General features: G+C 73.8%; 16 protein-coding genes and 1 pseudogene. 8 read left to right on the forward strand and 9 right to left on the reverse strand.

What is annotated here, in order from left to right; all coding sequences use genetic code 11:
• Nucleotides 1-7 precede the first annotated feature (7 nt).
• Nucleotides 8-582 (forward strand): annotated as a pseudogene (locus tag OG553_RS35790) (alpha/beta hydrolase family protein); the annotation flags it as partial.
• Nucleotides 583-626: 44 nt separating this feature from the next.
• Here OG553_RS35790 and OG553_RS35795 read toward each other — a convergent pair.
• Nucleotides 627-1,277, reverse strand: coding sequence for an NAD(P)-binding domain-containing protein (locus OG553_RS35795; RefSeq protein WP_331727950.1), 651 nt, complete (start codon nucleotides 1,275-1,277; stop codon nucleotides 627-629).
• A 64-nt stretch (nucleotides 1,278-1,341) separates the two neighbouring features.
• Entirely contained in the window at nucleotides 1,342-2,154 is an 813-nt protein-coding gene (locus OG553_RS35800) for an inositol monophosphatase (RefSeq protein WP_331727952.1), read from the reverse strand.
• A gap of 114 nt (nucleotides 2,155-2,268) precedes the next feature.
• On the opposite strand from OG553_RS35800, the gene OG553_RS35805 reads away from it, so the two are divergent.
• Entirely contained in the window at nucleotides 2,269-3,183 is a 915-nt protein-coding gene (locus OG553_RS35805) for a LysR family transcriptional regulator (RefSeq protein ID WP_331727955.1), read from the forward strand.
• Nucleotides 3,184-3,254: 71 nt separating this feature from the next.
• On the opposite strand, the gene OG553_RS35810 is transcribed toward OG553_RS35805, so the two are convergent.
• Nucleotides 3,255-3,761 carry a DinB family protein gene (locus OG553_RS35810; RefSeq protein WP_331727958.1) on the reverse strand — a complete coding sequence of 169 codons (507 nt, stop codon included), beginning with the start codon at nucleotides 3,759-3,761 and terminating at the stop codon, nucleotides 3,255-3,257.
• Nucleotides 3,745-5,328, reverse strand: a complete 1,584-nt coding sequence (locus OG553_RS35815) for a hypothetical protein (RefSeq protein ID WP_331727961.1) — start codon at nucleotides 5,326-5,328, stop codon at nucleotides 3,745-3,747. The genes OG553_RS35810 and OG553_RS35815 overlap by 17 nt, the downstream gene beginning before the upstream one ends.
• A 259-nt stretch (nucleotides 5,329-5,587) precedes the next feature.
• On the opposite strand from OG553_RS35815, the gene OG553_RS35820 reads away from it, so the two are divergent.
• Together OG553_RS35820 and OG553_RS35825 are read left to right on the forward strand one after the other, a co-directional pair.
• Nucleotides 5,588-6,748, forward strand: coding sequence for a histidine kinase (locus tag OG553_RS35820; protein ID WP_331727964.1), 1,161 nt, complete (start codon nucleotides 5,588-5,590; stop codon nucleotides 6,746-6,748).
• Nucleotides 6,745-7,407: a response regulator transcription factor gene (locus tag OG553_RS35825; protein WP_331727966.1), complete on the forward strand. Its 663-nt coding sequence runs from the start codon at nucleotides 6,745-6,747 to the stop codon at nucleotides 7,405-7,407. The genes OG553_RS35820 and OG553_RS35825 overlap by 4 nt, the downstream gene beginning before the upstream one ends.
• A gap of 108 nt (nucleotides 7,408-7,515) precedes the next feature.
• Here OG553_RS35825 and OG553_RS35830 read toward each other — a convergent pair whose 3' ends face one another.
• Together OG553_RS35830 and OG553_RS35835 are read right to left on the reverse strand one after the other, a co-directional pair.
• Complete coding sequence (locus tag OG553_RS35830) at nucleotides 7,516-7,758, reverse strand: hypothetical protein (RefSeq protein WP_331727968.1); 243 nt, start codon at nucleotides 7,756-7,758, stop codon at nucleotides 7,516-7,518.
• Nucleotides 7,759-7,923: 165 nt separating this feature from the next.
• A complete protein-coding gene (locus OG553_RS35835) occupies nucleotides 7,924-8,769 on the reverse strand; it encodes a class I SAM-dependent methyltransferase (protein WP_331727971.1) in 846 nt (281 codons plus the stop codon).
• 120 nt (nucleotides 8,770-8,889) lie between these two features.
• Here OG553_RS35835 and OG553_RS35840 point away from each other — a divergent pair, with 120 nt between their 5' ends.
• A complete protein-coding gene (locus tag OG553_RS35840) occupies nucleotides 8,890-9,477 on the forward strand; it encodes a TetR family transcriptional regulator (protein ID WP_331727975.1) in 588 nt (195 codons plus the stop codon).
• 390 nt (nucleotides 9,478-9,867) lie between these two features.
• Nucleotides 9,868-10,161: a response regulator transcription factor gene (locus OG553_RS35845; protein ID WP_405983238.1), complete on the forward strand. Its 294-nt coding sequence runs from the start codon at nucleotides 9,868-9,870 to the stop codon at nucleotides 10,159-10,161.
• Between the two features lie 13 nt (nucleotides 10,162-10,174).
• Here the strand turns inward: OG553_RS35845 and OG553_RS35850 are convergent, their stop codons facing one another.
• Together OG553_RS35850 and OG553_RS35855 are read right to left on the reverse strand one after the other, a co-directional pair.
• Entirely contained in the window at nucleotides 10,175-10,798 is a 624-nt protein-coding gene (locus tag OG553_RS35850; protein WP_331727978.1) for a hypothetical protein, read from the reverse strand.
• A gap of 193 nt (nucleotides 10,799-10,991) precedes the next feature.
• Nucleotides 10,992-12,107 (reverse strand): AI-2E family transporter, encoded by a 1,116-nt coding sequence (locus OG553_RS35855; protein WP_331727980.1) that lies wholly within the window; start codon nucleotides 12,105-12,107, stop codon nucleotides 10,992-10,994.
• Nucleotides 12,108-12,261: 154 nt separating this feature from the next.
• Between OG553_RS35855 and OG553_RS35860 the strand changes: the two genes are divergently transcribed.
• Nucleotides 12,262-12,987, forward strand: a complete 726-nt coding sequence (locus OG553_RS35860; protein WP_331727983.1) for a dienelactone hydrolase family protein — start codon at nucleotides 12,262-12,264, stop codon at nucleotides 12,985-12,987.
• 262 nt (nucleotides 12,988-13,249) lie between these two features.
• Nucleotides 13,250-13,675, forward strand: coding sequence for a hypothetical protein (locus tag OG553_RS35865; RefSeq protein ID WP_331727987.1), 426 nt, complete (start codon nucleotides 13,250-13,252; stop codon nucleotides 13,673-13,675).
• A gap of 22 nt (nucleotides 13,676-13,697) precedes the next feature.
• On the opposite strand, the gene OG553_RS35870 is transcribed toward OG553_RS35865, so the two are convergent.
• The gene (locus OG553_RS35870; protein WP_331727990.1) at nucleotides 13,698-14,525 is read right to left on the reverse strand and encodes a peptidoglycan recognition family protein; all 828 of its coding nucleotides are present in this window, start codon (nucleotides 14,523-14,525) and stop codon (nucleotides 13,698-13,700) included.
• Between the last annotated feature and the right edge of the window lie 127 nt (nucleotides 14,526-14,652).

Raw genomic sequence — 14,652 nt, forward strand, 5'->3', positions numbered from 1 at the left:
GTGATGTCCCCGGCTCGCCGGACGCATCGACCCCGCCAAGGTCGCCCTCGCCGGACACTCGCTCGGCGGCTTCACCGCCGCCCTCCTGCTGGGCGCCGGACTCACCGACCCCGACACCGGGAACGTGGTGCACCTGGCCGAACCCCGGATCAAGGCGGGCGTACTGCTCGCCCCGCCGGGCAGGGGCGGCGAGGTCTTCAACGGGCCCATGGCCGAGCAGTGGCCGGTCATCGGGGCCGTGGACTTCTCCACCATGACCGCACCCGCGCTGGTCGTCGTCGGCGACGAGGACGACCCCCGGCACGTCACCGACATGGGGCCGGACTGGCACGCCGACCCCTACACCCTCGCCCCGGCCCCAAGGCCCTGCTCACCCTGTTCGGCGCGGAACACGGGCTCGGCGGGATCGCCGGATACGACGCCGCCGAGACCACCGACGAGGACCCGGAGCGGGTCGCCGCCCTCGCCCGGCTCACCGCGGCGTATCTGCGCACCCGGCTCCACCGGGGCGACGACGCCTGGCCGGCCGCCTGCGAGGCACTGAGGACCGGTGCCAACCCCGCAGGACGGGTCGAGACCAAGCAGGCGGACGCCGCACGCGTCCTGCGCGCTCCGTCCGCCGCCCGTCAGCGGGCGAGCGAGACGGCGAACGGCTCGAAGCCGCGCCGGCGCAGGACGTGGGGGACGATCAGGACCATGGCCTCGGTGGCGCGGGCCGTGGTGATGTCGCCCAGGTCCTCGATCTGTTCGGATCCCCAGCCCAGGTCGCCGAGCAGGCCGGTGACGGTCCGCTTCGCCTGTTCGTCGTTGCCCGAGAGGTACGCGGTCGGGGGGACGGCCAGGGTTTCGGGGGCGGTCATGACCGTGAACAGCATGGTGTTGAGGGTCTTGACCACGCGGGTGCCGGGCAGCGCGGCCTGCAGCTTCTCGGCGAGGCTGCTGCCGGGATGGCAGAGTTCGCCGGGCAGGCCGTCGGCGGCGTCGCGGGTGGCGTTGGAGACGTCGATGAGGATCTTGCCGGTGAGTTCGGTGCGCAGGTCGGTGAGGCGCTCCAGGGAGCCGTCGCCGGGCGTCGCGTTGATCACGATGTCCGCGGTGCGAGCGGTCACGCGGTGGTCGGCGAAGGTGACCCGCGGCGTGGGCGCGGGGGTGGTGGTGCGGGCGTCGGTGTCGTGCGGGTCGCGGCCGCCGAGGGTGAGGAGGTGCCCGGCTGCGGCGAGCTTGCGCGCGAGGCTGGTGCCTACGCGGCCGGTACCCAGAATGCCGATGTGGGTCATGCGTTGCTGCTCCTTGCGGTGTGGGGCGGGGGTGTGGGGCGGGGTGGTCCGGCGGGGCGTCCGGTCAGGCGAGCGGGGCGAGGACCTCGCGGGCGGCGCCGTGGATGCCGGGGGCCGCGGCCAGGAAGTCGCGGCTGGCGGTGTTCCAGGCCTCGCCCGCCAGGTCGGTGACGGTGCCTCCGGCCTCGGAGACCAGCAGGGCGCCGGCGACGAGGCCGGAGCGGACGTCGGAGAACTGCCAGAACGCGTCCATGCGTCCGGCGGCGACGTGGATGAGCTGCATCGTGGCGGGTACGGAGACGCGCACGACCAGGCCGTTGACGAGCATGGCGGTGACGGAACCACCGATCCGGCGGAAGGTGCGCTCGTCCTCCCCGGGCCTGGCCTGGCCGGTTCCGGTCAGGGCCGCACCGAGGTCGGTCTTGACGGACACCTTCAGGGGCCGGCCGTTCAGGCGCGCGCCGCCGCCGGCCACGGCCGTGTAGGTGTCGCCGGTCAGCGGCAGGTGGACGACGGTGAGTACCGGCTGGTTGTCGCGGACCAGGGTGGCGGTGACGGCCCAGTCCTCCATGCCGTGGACGTGGTTGATGTTGCCCTCGGCGGGGTCGACGACCCACCACTCCCCGGGCGGGAGCGCGCCGCCGGCCAGCTCGTCCTCGGCCCACTGCGAGCCCGGCCGGGCCCGCAGCAGGGGCTCCCGCAGCACGGCGAGCACCGCGTCGTCGTTGGCGTGGATCTCGCCGACGACCTCGTCCAGGCTCGCGCCCCGGGCGTGCGGGGCGTAGCGGTCGCGCAGCGTGGCGCCGGCGGTCTTCACCGCGGCCGTCACGTCGGGCAGGAGCGTCGTACCGGCGTCGAAAGGCGTGGCTGTGCTCATGGCGGGCTCCTCGGGGGTGGTGGGAGCGGGGCGCTCGCGCTGCCCCGCACTTCGAAGGTAGGCCGCCCGATCATTAACAACAAGTGCATGCTTTTCACTCGTAGAGTTACTCCCATGCAACTGGATCTGAACCTGCTCACCGCCCTGAACGCCCTGCTGGAAGAGGGCAGCGTCGCCGGCGCCGCAGCACGCCTGCACGTCACCGCGCCGGCGATGAGCCGCTCCCTGGGCCGCATCCGCAAGGCCACCGGCGACCAGATCCTGGTCCGCACGGGCCGCAGCATGGTCCCCACCACCCGCGCGCTGGCCATGCGCGCCCAGGTCCACGCCCTCGTGCAGGGGGCCCACCAACTCCTTTCCGCGCAGGGGGAACTGGACCTGGAGGGCCTGGACCGGGTGTTCACCGTGCGTTGGCACGACGCCCTGACCGCAGCCTGCGGCGCCGCACTGGTCACCGCCGTCCGCCATCAGGCGCCCGGCGTCCGGCTGCGCCTGTCCGCCGAAGCCGGCACGGACGACGCCGAGCTGCGCCGGGGCGAGGTCGACCTCGAATCAAGTGCCGGCGTTCCGACGCTGCCCGACATCCGCCACCGCCTCGTCGGCCGGGACCGGCTGGTCGTCGCCGTCCGCCCGGGCCACCCGCTCGCGGAAGGCCCGCTGAGTCCCGAGCGTTACGCCGCGGCCGAACACCTCACCGTTTCGCGGCGCGGACGGCTGCGCGACCGGATCGACGAGGTCCTGACCACGCAGGGCCTCGAACGACGCGTCGTCGCCGCCGGGCCCACCACCGCCTTCGCCCTGCAACTCGCCCTCGACACCGACCTGGTCGTCACCCTCCCCGACGCCGTCACCCGCACGGCCCGGGACCGGCTGGGCATGATCACGTTGGCGCTGCCGCTGCCGCTGCCCGACGTCCCCCTGTACCTGCTGTGGCACCAGCGCTACGACGACGACCGCGCCCACACCTGGCTGCGCGACCTCGCCACCGGAACCGTCCGTACGCTGTTCGCACCGGCGACGGCCTCTTGACGGACCGTCATCCACGAGCGGGGGAGGTCGGGCACCCGGCTCTGGCTCACGCCCGTGGATCTCTCCCGGATCTAGTAGCCGGTCTTGCCGTCGAGCAGCTCGCGCAGGATGTCGAGGTGGCCGTTGTGGCGGGCCGTTTCCTCGGTGAGGTGGAGGAGGATCCAGCGCAGGTCGACGTGGAGGCCGTTGCGGATGGTTCCCCGGGCCCGCTTGTCCAGGTCGTTGCCGGCGACCAGTTCGCGGTAGCGGGCGCTCTGCTCGGCGTACTCGTCCAGCAGCTGCGTGAGCGGGAAGTCGACGGCGATGCGCATCTCGCGGTCGGGGTCCTCCTCGGTCCACGGGCCCCGGTCCTCCTCGCCCAGGAAGACCATCTGGAACCAGTAGTACTCGACCCAGCGGAGGTGGTTGATCACTCCGCTCATGGTCATCAGCGGTGAGCCCGGCAGGAGCGACTTGCGGGCGTTCTCCGCGGAGACGCCTTCGCACTTGGCGCGGGCGGTGCCACGTGCGTAGTCGAGGAACGTGGTGAGCTGGGTGCGCTCGTCCCACGCGGGCGGTGTGTCATCGATTCTCGTCATCGCGCGTAGCGTCCCTGATCACCGGACCCTTGTCGAGGGATTTATCGACGGCCAGCGTGCCGTAGGGCCGGAGGGTGTCGGCCGGGTCGCCGGGGCCGCCTCGCAGGGTGGCGTCCAGGAAGGCGAGGGTGGCCGCGGCCACGACGCGCGGGCTCTCGGTGCGGCCCAGGGTGCCGACGATCGAGGGCACCGGGGGCAGGTAGAGCGGACCGTCCATGAAGGTGAGGTGCCCGGCGCCGGGGACGGTGAGCCGGTAGCTCGTCGCGGTGTTGTGCGCGAGGGCCTCGGTGAGCCGGGGCAGGTAGCGCGGGTCGGTGCCGGCGGTGATCTCCTGGGTGAGCGCGAGCGCCGGCTGTTCGAGGGCGGGGGTGGTGGGGCCGTGGGGGTAGCCGTCCAGGTCGACGACGGCGTCGAACCGGCGGTCCTGCCGGGCCGCTTGAAGGGCGGCGGCTCCGCCCAGGGAGTGGCCGGCCGCCGCTGCGCGGCCGGTGTCGAGGCGTCCGGTCAGCGGGTCGGCGGTCTCGCCTCGGTCCAGTCGCTCCAGCCGGGTGAGGACGAAGCCGAGGTCGGCGGCCCGTACCGCGGTCCAGCCGACGGCCAGCTCCTCGTCCCTGTCGCGGTCCCCGGAGGAGGCGGTGGTGGCGCGGATCGTACGGCCGTCGGCGAGGACGACGACGGTGGAGTCGTACGGGTGGTCGAGGGCGGCGACCAGGTAGCCGTGGCTGGCCAGTTCCTCCGCCCAGGCGGTGTTCTGCGTCCGTACGCCGCCCGACCCCGGGGAGAACAGGACGACCGGGAACCGCTCTCCCCCGCCGGCCACCGGAGCGCCGACGACCGCGCGGCTGCGGGCCCTCGGGACGCCGTCGACCAGGAATCCGGGCAGGCCGACCCCGTCGGCGAGGGCCTCGGAGACGGTCCGCGCCTCGTCCTGCGTACGTCCCAGGTACTGGGACCGGGGGGCGTTCGGCGGGCTCTTCTGCGCCGGGTACCAGAGCTGGACCACGACCGTGCGCCGGTCGTCCGGGTCGGTGGTGAAGCTCTCGGGGCGGAGGGGGTCGGTCCACTGGACCACCCGGGTGCCGACCGCGAAGTCGCCCGTCGGGTCGGGGAAGACGGGTACGGGGAAGGCCCAGGCGGCAACCGGGCCGGTGGCGACCAGGCCGGCGCAGGCCAGTGTTCCCGGCAGGGCCAGCCACCAGCGGGCCCGCCGCGCCGGTCGGCCGGTACGGCGCCGCAGCAGGGGCGGGGGGGCGAACGCCGAGGCGACGGCGGCTCCGGCCAGGGCCGGCAGCATCTGCCAGCGGATCCCGACGACGCCCAGCACGATCGCCGACGGTACGAGGACCGCCCCGGCCGCGACGGTGCCGGGCCGGCGGGCGGCAGAGGGGAGCCAGCGTGCCAACAGCAGCGCGACGGCGCCCAGCAGGACGAGGACTTCCGGAAGGGACAGGGGCAGGGGTAGGGGTGAGGACAGGGATAGGGGCAGGGGCAGGGACAGGGACGCGGACGGCCCCGGGGTGGTTTCGGTCACCCGGCCATGCTCGGCGCCGGGCCGGCGCCGCCGCATCGGCCTCCGGGGCGCCGCCCACTGCGACCGGAATGGCAAGCGGGGCGGGCCGCGGTGCGACCGGGGTGGCAACCGGGCACCGCGGACCGGCGGCCGGACTGCGACCGCGGGAGGGGGCGGGGATCATCCTCCGGTCGTACTCCTGCCCGCCGCGCTCCGACGCCGGGCTCATGTGCGGCGCGGGCCCGCGGCCTAGGCTTCGGCTGTACGCGGTGGCGGCCCCGGCCGGGCCGCCGCGACGACCGATCGGCGGGGGGATGTGACGGTGCGCCACCGGGACCGGGTACCGCCCCTGGTGTGGGAATCGGTGCTGCCGGCGCTGCTCCTGCTCCACGTCGTGACCACGTACCCGGCCCGGGAGCTGCCGGTGGCGGCGGCGCTCACCGCCGCCCTGGCGCTGCCCCTGGCGTGGCGGCGCCGCGCCCCGCTCGCGGTGTTCGCCGCCGTGGTGGCCGCGGCCTTCGTCCAGTGGCTGGCGGACGTCCAACTGCCCGCGGACGTCGCCCTGCTGGTGGCCCTGTACACGGCGGCCGCGCACACGGGCCGGCGCGGCACGCTGCTCGCCGCCGCCGTCGTGGAGTGCGGGGCCGTGCTGGCCTGCTCGCGCTGGGCCACGAACGGCACGTTCCTGGCACCGTTCGTCGCGCTCTCCGCGACGGTGGTCGCCGCTGCCGTCCTCGGGGTGAACGTGCGGACCGGCCGGGCCTACCTCGCCGCCGTGCGGGAGCGGGCCGACCGGCTGGCGCTGCACCAGGAGCAGCAGGCGCTGCTGGCCGTCGCCGAGGAGCGGGCCCGGATCACCCGCGAGATGCACGACATCGTCACCCACAACCTGTCCGTCATGGTCGCGCTCACCGACGCCGCCGTCTACGCGCAGCACCGGTCCCCGGACCGGGCCACCGCCGCCATGCTGCAGATCTCCGAGACGGGTCGGCAGGCCCTCACCGACATGCGGCGTTCGCTGGGCGTCCTGCGGGCCGACGAACCGGACGCCGAGCGCCACCCGCTGCCCGGCATCGCCCAGCTGTCGGCGCTCGCCGACCAGATGGCCGCCGCCGGGCTGCCGACCGGCCTGGAGGTCCGGGGCGGCCACGCCCATGTGCCGGCCACCGCACAACTCACCGTCTACCGCCTGGTGCAGGAAGCGTTGACCAACACCCTCAAGCACGCCCCCGCTGGCACCCGCGCGACGGTCCTGGTCGAGTGCTCGGCCGACGGCGTCGGCGTGGAGGTCACGGACGGCGGCCCCCGGCCGGCGGCCCCTTCCGCCGCCGCTCCGTCGTCCGGCCACGGCATCCCCGGCATGCGCGAGCGCGCGGCCGCGTACGGGGGGACGCTGCGGGCGGGTCCGCTTCCGGGTGGCGGCTGGGGTGTGCGGACGCGGCTCCTGCTGGGCGGCGGCGGGACGGGTGCCGCATGACGATCCGCATCGTGATCGCCGACGACGAGGCGCTGCTCCGGATGGCCTTCGGCACGGTCCTGGAGGCCCAGCCCGACATGGCGCCGGTCGGCGAGGCCGCGGACGGCGCCGAGGCCGTCCGCCTCGCCCGTGAGCTGCGTCCCGACGTGGTGCTGATGGACGTCCGGATGCCCGGGACGGACGGGATCGAAGCGACCCGGCAGGTCGTCGAGGTCTCGCCGGGAAGCAGGGTCCTGATCCTGACCACCTTCGACCTGGACGTGTACGCCTTCGCCGCGCTCGCCGCCGGGGCCTCGGGCTTCCTGCTGAAGAACACCCGGCCCGAGGAGCTGCTCACCGCGATCCGCAACCTCGCGGCCGGCGACGCGGTGCTCTCCCCGCGGATCACCCGGCGCCTGCTGGAGGACTTCCGTCCGCACCTGGCCGACCGGGGCACCGCCGTGCGCGACGAGCGGCTGGACCGGCTCAGCGGCCGGGAGCGAGAGGTGCTCGTCGAGGTCGGCCGCGGCCTGTCCAACGCCGAGATCGCGGCCGCCCTGTGCCTCGCGGAGGCGACCGTGAAGTCCCATCTGGGGCGGATCCTGCTCAAGCTGGAACTCCGCGACCGGATCCGGGCCGTGGTCTTCGCCCACGAGAACCGCCTGGTCCCCCCGGCCTGAGGCAGGGCGGCCGGACAGCGGCCTGACCACCGCCCGTGGTGGTGCGGTTGTGGTGCTGCGCAACTGCCGTACGGCCGGCCCCGTGTCGGCCCGGGGCGGCCGCGTGGGTCAGTAGCGGACCCAGAGGGTGATGACGCCCGGGTGGCTGGGGCCGAAGGGCTCGCAGAAGAAGATGGGGCCCCAGATGTTGTAGCCGGCCCGGCCGGCGGCCACGCATTCGGTCTGCGAGGCGTGGTTGCTGCGGGCGTAGAAGCCGGGGCCGGGGGCGGCCTCGGCGGCGCCCGCGGCGCCGAGCGTGAGGGCTCCGGCAGCGACGGCGGTGGCGAGAGCGGCTGCTGTGCGGCGGTACATGGCATGTCCTCCTGAAAATGCCGGGGATGCCCGGCAGAGTGCCCGACGATGCGATGTGGTGCGGTACGTGCAGGCTGCGCAGCCGGACATGAACGTACCGTCGAGATCCGGACCGCACAATAGGTCTAGGCCAATGCGTCGTGTTCCCGTCAGCGATCTCGTCGGTCAGGTGGTTCGGGTGGCGGTCAGGAGCCAGGCTGTGCTGCGGAGCCGGACCGCGCCGTCGGTCTCGTGGGCAGCGAGGTGTTCGGTCAGGCGGTGGCGCGCAAGGGCTCGGGTGGCGGGATCGGCCGCGCTGAGGAGGTGTCGGCCGGGGCCGGAGTCGAGGAGGAAGTCCGCCGCCTCCCGGGCGGTTCTGCCCCAGGTCCCGTACGCCCGGACGTGTTCGGCACGCACGTTCCGCAGGCCTGCCGCGCGGAGCAGGCCGGTCGCGGTGTCGGGGTCGGCGAGGGAGAACATGCCCGGTCCGCCGGGTGCTCCGAAGCCGCCGATCGGCAGGATGTCCTGGAGGGCGGTGAGCGCCGTCAGCCAGTCGTTCCCTTCGGGTTCCGCCGCGCTCAGAAAGGCGACGCGTCCGCCCGGGCGCAGGGCGGTGGCGATGTTGGCGAACGCGGCGGCGGGGTCGGCGAAGAACATGATGCCGAAGCGGCTGATGGCGACGTCGAAGGCGGCTCGGGGCAGGTCGTGGACCTGGGCGTCGCCGTGCGTGAAGGAGATGTTCGTGATGCCCTCTTCGGCGGCGGCGGTTCGGGCTCGGTCGAGCATGGGGCCGGAGAGGTCGAGGCCGGTGGCGCGGCCCCGTTCCGCCGCGCGGGCGGCCAGACGCGTGGTCGCGCCCGCACCGCAGCCGATGTCGAGAACGTGGTCTGCGGGGCGCACCGACGCGGCCGTGAGCAGCGGCTCGTCGAAGCCGGCGTTGACGGCGTTCCAGCGGTCGTGGTGGGCGGCCCAGTGCGTGCCTTCGTAGCCGTTCCATGCCTGTGCCTGGGCGGTGTTGGCGGTCTGCTGCATGCGGAATGACCTCCGGTCGGTCGGGTGGCGAGAGCCGGCGAGAGCCCTAGAATGGGCGTACGCCCAAAGAGTATGGGCGCTTGCCCATACCTGCAATGCCCTTTTCCCAGGAGGATGTTGATGTCACCGCGCGGAGTCGCCATCGAAGGCCTGCGGGAGCGGTTGTTCGCGGCAGCGGAGCGCGTCCTGGCCCGGGACGGGGCCGCGGCGCTGACGAGCCGCGCCGTCACCGAGGAGGCCGAGTGCGCCAAGGGGGTGCTGCACACGCACTTCGCCGGGCTGGACGAGTTCGTCGCCGAACTCGTCCTGTACCGGTTCAGGACGGCCGCCGCGCTGTCGGAGAACCTCCCCTCCAGAGCGGGTACCGGTTCGGTGGGAGAGAACCTCGCCGACGTGGCGGCGACGGTACTGTCCCTGGATCCGGGGCTGGTGGGGCTGGCGGTGACCAGGCCGCTGGCGGCCCGGCGGGTCCGTGAGGCCTGGCAGGCCGGCGCCCCGGGGTTCACCGCGATCCAGGAGGCGGTCAGCGGCTACCTCCGGGCCGAGCAGGAGCTCGGCAGGGTCGCGAAGTCGCTGGACGTGGAGCCGGTGGCGCTCGCGCTCGTGGGGACGCTGCACCACCTCCTGATGACCGGCTCGGCCGACGCGGCGCCGGGTTCCCGGGCACAGGTCGAGCGGCTCGTCCACGCGTTGGTCCGTACGGTGTGACAGCCGGCGGCCCAGGGAATTCGTGGGCGAACGAGTCGGGTACCACCGGGTGTCGGGCCAGGGCGGGGAGGCCGACGATGCGCCACCGGCGAGAATGGGGTGCGTGAACGGGTTTCCACAGGCACTCCGCGCCTGGTTCGCCGACAACGAAGCAGTCCTGCGAGCAGGCGGAGTCACCGCCGCATCGCAGCGATCACCCGAGGACGGGCGAACCAAGAACAGCGCCTGGCTCACCGTGGAGACCGGTGACCGCTTCGCCGTGCTCATCGTCTGGAGCAGCGGTGAAGCCGAGCTGGAGTACGGGAACTTCGACAGCGGACGGACGCATCGGGAACACCGCGGTCTCCGGAACGGGGAGGACCTCCTGGACTCCGTCCGGACCCTTCTCCGATGGGTGGGGCCCCACGCGCCGACGAGCGTGACCGGCCCTCCCCCAGCCCAGGAGGGCAGCGCAGGGTCGCCGTCGGCAACGCGCTGATCGCCCCCGGCGTCACCGCACGCGAGCGGGAGGTCCTCACGCTCGTCGGACGCGGCCGCTCCAACCACGAGCTGGCCGACGACCTCGGCGTCAGCCCCGGTACCGCCAGGGCGCACGTCGCGAACCTGCTCACCAAACTCGGCGTCCGCGACCGCGTCCACCTCGTCATCGCCGCGTATGACGCGGGCCTGGTGATCCCTGGCTGAACAGGCCCCGGAATCAGTAACTCCAGCTGGCGTAGACGGTGACCTTCTCGCCGTTGTCCGTGGCTCCGACGCACACGTCACGCCAGTCGAGCAGCCAGCCGCTGGCGCGGCAGCTCTCCTGCTGGAGGCCGAGTTCGCGGATGATGTCCGGGCGGGACAGGCCGTCCCCGCTGGTGACCGTCGCGGCGCGCCAGCAGCCGCCGGAACCGCAGCTGGTGCCTTCGTCAACGATGCTGATGCCCGGCGGCAATGGGGGGAGGGCCTTGGACGGCGGGGCGTCCGAGCCTTCGCTGATCAGCAGCGCGTACAGGAGTCCGACCACGAGGGTGAGGGCGAACTGCGTCCCCAGGAAGCCGATCGCTGCGTTGCGGCGGGAGGTCCATTCCGGGGGAGGAGGGTTCCCGTGCCGTCCTTCCAGTCCCGCGCCGCAGGCGATGAGCAGGGGCGCGAGAACCGTGAACACGAGATGGGCGTCGGGTCCGGGGGCGTCGATCCAGCCCCGCTGGACGCCGATCAGCAGACCGGCCCCGGCGAGCAGCGTGCCGCCGATCGCGAAGCCGACGGGGCGGGTGCGGGCGATCGTCGTCCAGACGACGACGGGCGCGACGGCGAAGAGTGTCCCCAGGACGATCAGCATGTACGGGAGGACGGCGGCTCCGAGTACCCGGTTCCACCCGGCCGGGGTTCACCTCGGGCCCGCAGGCCGGTCGTTTTCGCGGAAGGGCGGCGTCCACGGCTCGCCGACGCACCGGCCCTCCCTGCTCGGACCGGGCCGGACGCTGCTCCCGCAGCGACCGGGCCAGGCGGCGGCGCGACCCGGGGCGGCGGGCCTATGAGGGGGCGGGGGCGGTGGGCAGCCCTTCGGCGGCCGCCGGATCGTGCGGCGGTTCGCCGAGCTGGTCGCGCAGGTAGTTCCAGACGACGGCGACGAGGGCGGCGGCCGGTACGGCCAGCAGGCTGCCCACGACGCCGGCCAGGCTGCCGCCCAGCGTGACGGCCAGCAGGACGACCGCCGCGTGCAGTCCGAGACCGCGGCTCTGGATCATGGGCTGGAACACGTTGCCCTCCAGCTGCTGCACCGCGACGATGATCGCCAGCACGATCAGCGCGTCCGTCAGGCCGTTCGACACCAGCGCGATGAGCACCGCCACCAGACCGGCGAACAGCGCGCCCACGATCGGCACGAACGCGGACACGAAGGTCAGGACCGCCAGCGGCAGCACCAGGGGTACGCCGACGATCCACAGGCCCAGGCCGATGAACACGGCGTCCAGCAGGCCGACGAAGGCCTGGGACCGGACGAACGAGCCCAGGGTCTGCCAGCCGCGCGCGGCCACCTCCGGAACGTCGGTGGCGAGCCGGCCGGGGAGCTGGCGGGTGAGCCACGGCAGGAAGCGGGGGCCGTCCTTCAGGAAGAAGAACATCAGGAAGACCGCCAGCACGGCGGTGACCAGGCCGTTGAAGACGGTGCTCACTCCCGTGGCCACGGTGGACACCGCGCTGCCGACGCTGTTCTGGAGCCGGGCCACAGCGGCGTCGAAGGCGCCGGTGATCTGGTCGTTGCCGATGTTCAGCGGCGGCCCCGCCGCCCACTCGCGCAGCTGCTGGATGCCCGCGGCCACGCCGTCGACCAGTTCCCCCGACTGGGAGGCGACGGGAACCGCGATGAGCGCCACGATGCCGGCGGCCGCCAGGAGGAAGAGCACGGTCACCACGGAGGCGGCCAGGGCGGGCGGCCATCCGCGCCGGCGCAGGAAGGCGGCCAGGGGCCAGGTCAGGGTGGTGAGGAGCAGGGCCACGACGAGCGGCCAGATGACCGACCACATCCGGCCCAGAACCCACAGCACCGCCGCCGCCATGACCAGGACCACCAGCAACTCGGCGGACACCCGGGCCGAACGCCGGAGTGCGGCAGCGGCTTTCGTGGAGCTCAAGGTGACAGACATGGGCTCACCCTATGCACACGGCGTCCGGCCCCGGGCACCCCCGTCGACGGCCGGTGGGCCCGTCCCGGGACGGAGCCCGCGGCGCCGTGGGCCGCTGTCTGCCATCGGTGAACACCGCCCCGCGCGGGCGGGGCGGTCACTACCGTCCGGTCGCATGACGACGGTGACAACCCGTACGGTCGAATACCCGGCCGACGACCTGACGATGATCGGACACCTCGCCCTTCCGGCCGGTGCCGAGCGCCGGCCCGCGGTCCTGATCGGACCCGAGGGAATGGGGCTCAGCGACGTCGAGCGCAGGCGGGCCGAGGCTCTGGCCGAACTGGGCTACGTGGCGCTGGCCTTCGACCTCCACGGCGGACGCTATCTGGAAGACCCGCAGGAGATGCTGGCCCGTTGCATGCCGCTGCTCGCCGATCCCGACCGCATGCGGGGAATCGGTCACGCCGCGCTCGACGTGCTGCGTGCCGAACCGCGGGCCGACCCCGACCGGACCGCCGCCATCGGCTACGGCACCGGGGGCGCGGTCGCCCTGGAACTCGGTCGCGCCGGCGTCGACCTGCGCGCGATCGCGACGGTCAACGCCCTGACCACCGGCCGACCGGGCGAGGCGGCACGCATCCGCTGCCCGGTATGGGCCGGGGTCGGGTCGGAGGATCCGATCATGCCGCCCGCGCAACGGGAGGCGTTCACCGCGGAGATGCAGGCCGCGGGCGTGGACTGGCGGCTCGTGGTCTACGGAGGCGCCCTGCACGCCTTCCACCACCCACCGGTCGACCACACCACGCCTCCCGGCGTCGGCCACCACCCGCGGCACGCGCAGCGGGCCTGGCGCGAGATCGTCGCCCTGCTCACCGAGTGCCTGCCCGTCACGGACTGAACGGCGCGCGGCCTCGGAAGCGGGTGCGGCGGTGGGCGCCGGGCGGGTCCGGGCCGTCGGACGGCAGGCCGGCGGCGGGCGGCGGGCGGCGGGAGCGGGCGGCGCGTCGGCACGGAAGGGCAGGTCCAGGCCAATCGGCCGGGCGCCGGCCGGCGCCGTGTCCAGGAGGCTCAAAACAGTGCTGCCGGACGGTCTGTGAGCTGGTGAAGTGGTCCACCGGGCCCCGACGGGGCATACGTGACCGAACGCCAGAAGGAGAACCGTGCCCGTTCCCACGAAACTCACCACCCTGCTCGCGGTCGGCCTCCTCGCCGCGGGAACCCTCGGCGGTGCCGCTTCCACCGCAGCCGCCGCGACGTCCCGGCCGGCCGGGGTGGCGCCGGCGGCCGCCGCGTCCTGCATCAGCGGGGCATGGCGGTACGACGGATACCGGTTCGCCCCCGAGGGCGACGGCTACTACGTCACCACCAACCGGTGCGCGGACATCCAGGTCCAGCCGGACCGGGAGACGGTGCTGAGGCTGTGCTACCTGAAGGACCGGGACGAGGACAGGAAGGTCTGCAAGGGCTGGCTCACGGCCAAGCCCGGCAAGTGGACCGTCCTCGGCACGGACTTCGGGGACGGCACCTACTTCTACATCGACTTCCCCAACTCCGACACCCTCAAGACGGGGCTGGTCGCGGCCTGACGGAACCCGGCCCCGACGGGCGTCAGCGGCTCCCGACCGGGTCGAGGAGGCCCGGCGGGAGGTACTCCGCGAGGGACCGGGCGGCGGCTTCCGGGTTCGCGGACCAGTCGACGGGCAGGTTCACCGGCCAGCGCGGCAGGCCCACCGGCTGGGTGCTCCCCAGCCTCCGTGCCACGTCCTGGCGCAGCCGCGGCAGCATCGCGTAGAGCCGGTCGCCGGGACACGCGGTGCTGTTGAAGTCCCGGTGGCCGTAGATCTCGGAGGGGGCGACGTCGTACTGGCGGCAGACGTGGGCGCACAGGTCGGCGAGGGCGGAGAACTGCGCCTCGGGAGGCTCCACGGCCGTGTACGTGCCCTCGTTCTCGATGCCGACGGCCACGTTGTTCTGGCCCACGCAGTGGGCGCCCCGGACCAGCCGGTCCCCCGATTCCAGCGCGGCCAGGCTGTGGTGGCGCCCTTCGAGGACGAAGGCGCCCCGGCTGACGGTGAAGTGCTGGCCGGTGTCGATCCAGCCCTGCGTGTCCATGTGGTACCTCTGGACCGCCCGGGCCAGCGCGTGGGCCCGCTCCCGCGAGTAGTCGGTCACGTTGGCCGACGCCGTGTGGTGGACGATGATCCGCTGGGGGCGCGTGTCGAGGACCACCACGTCCTCGGACGGTTCGCGGGCGCTCCAGCCTTCGCAGTCCGTGATCGGGGGTGCCGTGGCTCCGTCCCGCCCCCCGGACCGCCGGGAGCCGGTCGCGGCGCGGGCCGCGCCCGAAGCGGCGGCGGGCAGGACGGTGGCGGCTCCGAGCACGAGCGCGGCGGAGAACACGCTGCGGCGGGAGGGCCGGCGGGGGTGGGACGTCATGGCGCTGCCTGTTCCGGTGGGGTGCCGTGGGCAACCCATCGAAGGGGAGCCGGTCGCACAAGGCACACAGGCGCGCCGAGGGGGTACTCGGTTGCGTCCCTTCCGGAGCCGGGCGGGCGTCCCGGCC

Origin of the sequence: Streptomyces sp. NBC_00158, assembly GCF_045160885.1 — a bacterium.
GTDB lineage: Bacteria > Actinomycetota > Actinomycetes > Streptomycetales > Streptomycetaceae > Streptomyces.